Raw genomic sequence first — 5,374 nt, 5'->3', positions numbered from 1 at the left:
TGTAACCTCGACGGATTTTTATCCAACTTTTCTGGATTTATTGGGTTTCAAAGGAGAGGAAGAACACAATAAAAACCTGGATGGCATTTCTATAGCTCCGGTGTTAAAAGATCCATCAAATAATTTGGAAAGAGAAGCATTATACTGGCATCATCCCCATTACTATCCCGGAAGGAAAGGCCCCGTTAGTGCTATGCGTGATGGAAAGTGGAAACTGCTGCATTACTTTGAAGATAATAAAATAGAATTGTACAATCTGAAAAAAGATATTGAAGAACAGAACAATTTGGCTGACAGTCATAAAAAAATAGCTAACCGTTTATATCAGAAACTGACAAAATGGAGAGAACGGGTAAATGCTCAATTGCCAAGCCTGAATCCTGATTTTATACCGGAAAAATGGCATATACCAGAAGAGTTATAAAACATAAGATCAATTTAAAAATAATTATAAATCCTATTAAATGAAATAGTCCTATGAAACTTAAAACGCTTCCAATTTTTCTTGCTTTTTTCGTAATGGGTTTTGGTGATGTGGTCGGTACCCTTGTTGGATTTGCAACAAAGGAATTTGATCTATCTTCCAGTCTTGCAGGATTATTGCCTTTTGCAGGGCTGATCCCTTTTGGCTTATTTTCTGTACCCATCGGAATTTTATCGGACAGGAAAGGGAAAAAGTACGTGTTGATTACATTTCTTTTGATTGCACTTATTGGATTACTGATACCAAGCATCAGCATTGCTCAGTATTATTATGTACTTATTGCCATATTTATGGTGGGAATAGGTATGTGTGGGCTCCAGGTTGCAGGAAATCCAGCTATGAGAGATGTTTCTGAAGAGGGCAAATATTCAAGGAACCTCACATTTGCTCAGTTCATTAAAAGCATAGGTACCAATACAGGGCCTTATGTTGTTCCGTTAATCGTTTTTCTTGGCCTGGCCTGGCAAAACATTTTTTTGATTTATGCTATTGTTGTGGCCATTACCTTGTTTGCCATTTTACCTCTTAAGATGGTAAACTCCAGCGAGGCCAAAGGATTAAACAGTTTGGCCAGCGTAGGCAGCAGCTTTGCACTTTTAAAAATCCGGCGTGTATCTTTAATGGTATTGGGGATTTTTTTATATGTAGGTGCAGAAGTAGGTTTGAATTCCTGGATTGCAACATACCTTGAGAATAGATTTGGACTGGATATCGAGCGCCTGGCAACATTAGGCATAGGTTTTTTTCTTACATCATTGGTCATCGGCAGATTGCTTGGTTCAATAATACTCAACTATTTATCTCCTAAAAGATTTTTCATTATCAGTTCATTGGTAGGATTGGCAGGTTTATTGGGCATGTTTATGCCATCCGAAACAATTGTGATTGTCTCTATTTTTATTGCCGGAATAGGTTTTGGAAATATTTTTCCCCTTATTTTTTCTATTCTCATTGATAGCATGCCGGAAAGGGACAATGAACTCTCGGGATTGCTTGTTATGGCAATAGTCGGAGGGGCTTTTATTCCGGCCATTATGGGAGTGGTTGCAGAATGGTCTATCCAAATAAGTTTCCTGATTCCACTTGGAATTTTTCTTTATTTAAGCTTTCTGGCGATTTATAATATGAGATTTACTAAGTAAATAAGTCTAAAACCCAATTAAAAATGAATAAACAATGGTATATTGGTATTGATATTGGCGGCACAAAGTCGGCGGTTTTGTTAATTGATGACCAAGGAAATATTGATCAAAGGAAACAAATAGCTACTACCAAAGGTAAAAACAACTGGCAGCCCACGGTTGATTTTTTTATAGAGCAGATATCCGAATTTTCTCACAAACAAAAAATATCAAGTATTGGAATCAGTTGTGGCGGACCTTTGAACAGTAAAGAGGGAATGATTTGTTCTCCTCCCAATCTTCCCGGATGGGATAAAGTACCTATAGTAAAAATTCTCACGGATAAATTTCAGGTCCCGGTTGCTATTGAAAATGATGCAAACGCAGGAGCATTAGCTGAATGGAGATATGGAGCAGGTAAAGGATATAACAATTTGATTTTTTTAACCTTCGGTACCGGACTTGGAGCAGGTTTGATTCTGAATGGACAATTGTATTCCGGTACCAACGATCTCGGAGGAGAAGCCGGGCATATTCGGTTAGACAGTGATGGGCCTATTGGATATAACAAAAGGGGTTCTTTTGAAGGATTTTGTAGTGGTACCGGTCTATCTCAGATGATGGCCTTCGAACTTCTTTGTCTTAAAGAACAAATTGGAGAACAACAAATGCTTGAAAAGTATAAGGAACCTTTTAAAATAACAGGTAAAGATGTTGTTGAATTAGCAAAAAAGGGAGATGAAATAGCACTTAAAGTCATTAAGAAAAGCGGGAAGTATTTTGGGAAAGGCTTGTCTGTTTTACTTGATATTTTAAATCCTGAATTAATTGTTGTAGGGAGTATGGCAGTTAGATTGGGTGATCTGTTGCTGGATCCTGCCCGAGAAATTGTTAAACAAGAAGCTTTGCCTGGGGCAGTAAGTGCCTGTCAAATTGTTCCGGCTGAGTTGGGTGAGCGAATTGGAGACCTGTCTGCCTTATGTGTGGCAATTGAGGCAGAAACTGGAATAGAAATAGATAATTAACAATTGGAATAAATTTTCAATTATGATAAATCGTATTTTACTAAAGTTAATTGCAATAGCTTCATTACTTTTTGTTGGTGGCTGTTCTTCAGAAAATAATACCAATGAACCCATAGATTATGTAAATCCTTTTATAGGAACTGCAGTCTATGGGCATACATTTCCCGGAGCTGCCCAACCTTTTGGCATGGTTCAATTAAGTCCTGCCACCGGAGCTATAAGAGATAAAGGATATTCCTATAGTAGTGAACCTCACGGCAGAGACAGTAAAACAATAATTGGCTTCACCCATACCAATTTGAGTGGCACTGGTATTGGTCATGTTGCGAAGTATGCCCAGATTTCACTTATGCCGATGGCAGGTACTTTGCAGATTGAACCGGGGATTGAGGATGAACCGGAAAAAGGATACAGGTCTCGTTTTTCCCATGATAATGAAGAAGCGCATATGGGTTATTATAAGGTACTCCTTGACGATTATGATATTACAGCAGAGTTAACATCAACGGAACGGGTTGGCGTGCATAGGTATACCTTTCCTGAAACAAGTAATGCCCACATTGTAATTGATATAACACGTGAGCCAGAGGAGTCTGAATTACACAAAGAAGCATTTATTGAAGTAATTGATGATAATCAGGTTGCAGGTTATACAACTTTGGAATTTTATTCAGGCAAACCACTGACCTGGTATTTTTTCGCAGAATTTAACAAGCCTTTTGATTCTTTTGGGATATTTAGCGGGGGTGATATTATTGAAGATCAGCGTTCAGCTAAAGGAACAGATGGTATAGGAGCTTATATAGATTATGAAACAGAAGCGGAAGAACAAGTTATTGCAAGGGTTGGCATTTCATTTACAAGTATAGAGGGAGCCAGGAAAAACCTCCGGGGAGAAGTTACAAGTTGGAGTTTTGATGATATAAAGAGGGATGCCGAAGAGAACTGGAATGAAAAATTAAATAAAATTCAGGTAAGCGCTGGTACCAAACAAAATAAGATCAAGTTCTATACAGCCTTATATCATAGTTTATTGTTTCCACGTGTATTTTCTGATATTGATGGGGCTTATTATAGCCATTTCGAAGATCGGGTTATCCATGAAAATGACTTCAGATATTATGTTGATTTTTCTCTATGGGATACATACCGGACAGTTCATCCTCTTTTTACAATTATCGAACCAAAGCGTCAGACAGAAATGATCAGAACATTTCTGACAATGTATGATCAGGGTGGCCGAATACCGAGTCAGGTGAGTTATGCGAATTTTTATACTCCCATTATGATAGGAGACCATGCTGCTACCACCATAATTGATTCGTATATGAAAGGGATAAGGGACTTTGATGTTGAGAAGGCATATGAAGCGATGTTAAAAAATGCTTTTGAGCCGGGTCCTCCTGACCGAAGTCGCGCAGGACTTGAATCTTATGCAGAAAAAGGTTATGTGGCAGCGGAGAAAGTCCGGGAGTCGGTTTCAAAGACACTGGAAGATTCTCATGTAGACGGTATATTGGCTCAGATGTCGAAAGATTTGGATGATATGGATAATTATCAAATATTGAAGGAGCGTGCCAATAATTATCAAAATCTTTATGATGAGACAACCGGATTTTATCGTCCCAGGTTTTCCGATGGGTCATGGCTTCCCGAATGTGAAGGCAGGTCTCCGGAAATTGTAAGACACGGGAATAACACCTATTATGATTGCTGGAATAAGTGGTGGATTGGGGTTTCTCCGCACCGGCATTATACAGAGAGCAATGCGTGGCAATATCTTTTTTATCCCCAACACGATATTCAGGGTTTGATAGACCTGATGGGAGGACGGGAAAAATTCACAGAAAGATTGGATGGTTTGTTCAATGCTTCTTCTTCAAATGAAGGACCGTGGTATGTAGGAAGTACCGGAGCTATCGGACAATATATACAGGGCAATGAGCCCTCTCATCACCAAGCTTTTTTATATAATTATGCGGGGGAGCCATGGAAAACACAGACACGTGTGCGGGGAATAATGGAAACCCAATATGGAATAGATGCGTGGGGATTACCTGGGAATGAGGATATGGGCGAGATGTCGGCCTGGTTTGTATTTAATGCCATGGGATTCTATCCTGTAACGCCCGGAACCCCGGTTTATCTGATAGGTAGTCCGCTATTCGATAAGATTGAAGTTAATCTTGGTGAATATTATGACGATAAAACTTTTACGGTGATCGCCAATAATGTTTCCGGAGATAATAAATACATCCAATCGGCAAGGTTGAATGGCCAACCCTTGAAGCGGCCCTGGATTACCCATGAAGAGATTGTAAATGGCGGCCGGCTGGAGTTTGAAATGGGACCCTCTCCAAATAAATCTTTTTGGAATTCAAGCCTGAAAGAGGATCCAATAGCGAATATAAAAATAAAGTAAATTCTTCATAAAAATAGATCATAAAATATAATATGGATACAGTAAAAAAATTCGGAAGAAGATGAAATTAAGACTTTAAAAGAATCATTAAGAATTGTTGGCAAATTATGAAAATGTATGTATCACAGATATTTGATAAAAGTCCTTGTTGTTTTTCTGGCTACAATTGCCTTCAGAATTGCAAGTCCTGAATTGTGCAATGCACAGAAAAACAGGCCTAATTTTTTATTTATTGTTACCGATGATCAGGGACCATGGACTTTGAGTACCCAGAATTATCCCAATACTTATACGCCACGGATCGACCGTCTGGCTGAAGAGG

General features: G+C 38.8%; 5 protein-coding genes. All 5 read left to right on the top strand.

Annotated features, from left to right (window positions below; all coding sequences use genetic code 11):
• Positions 1-424, top strand: a 424-nt coding sequence (locus KGY70_16365; protein MBS3776773.1) for a DUF4976 domain-containing protein, incomplete at its 5' end; no start/stop codon positions are given.
• A gap of 53 nt (positions 425-477) precedes the next feature.
• Complete coding sequence (locus KGY70_16360) at positions 478-1,626, top strand: MFS transporter (GenBank protein ID MBS3776772.1); 1,149 nt, start codon at positions 478-480, stop codon at positions 1,624-1,626.
• 23 nt (positions 1,627-1,649) lie between these two features.
• Positions 1,650-2,630 (top strand): ROK family protein, encoded by a 981-nt coding sequence (locus KGY70_16355; GenBank protein ID MBS3776771.1) that lies wholly within the window; start codon positions 1,650-1,652, stop codon positions 2,628-2,630.
• A 22-nt stretch (positions 2,631-2,652) separates the two neighbouring features.
• Positions 2,653-5,052: a GH92 family glycosyl hydrolase gene (locus KGY70_16350; GenBank protein MBS3776770.1), complete on the top strand. Its 2,400-nt coding sequence runs from the start codon at positions 2,653-2,655 to the stop codon at positions 5,050-5,052.
• 117 nt (positions 5,053-5,169) lie between these two features.
• A partial coding sequence (locus KGY70_16345) for a hypothetical protein (protein ID MBS3776769.1) occupies positions 5,170-5,374 on the top strand: 205 nt, incomplete at its 3' end.

It is taken from the genome of Bacteroidales bacterium, from assembly GCA_018334875.1.
In the GTDB taxonomy this organism is placed as follows: domain Bacteria; phylum Bacteroidota; class Bacteroidia; order Bacteroidales; family UBA12077; genus JAGXLC01.
This window is presented reverse-complemented; position numbering and strand designations above follow the sequence as displayed.

What these genes read in the sequence shown, in the direction of transcription:
- KGY70_16360 (MBS3776772.1), top strand. Translation starts at nt 478, where the DNA reads ATGAAACTTAAAACGCTTCCAATTTTTCTTGCTTTTTTCGTAATGGGT.
- KGY70_16350 (MBS3776770.1), top strand. Translation starts at nt 2,653, where the DNA reads ATGATAAATCGTATTTTACTAAAGTTAATTGCAATAGCTTCATTACTT.
- KGY70_16355 (MBS3776771.1), top strand. Translation starts at nt 1,650, where the DNA reads ATGAATAAACAATGGTATATTGGTATTGATATTGGCGGCACAAAGTCG.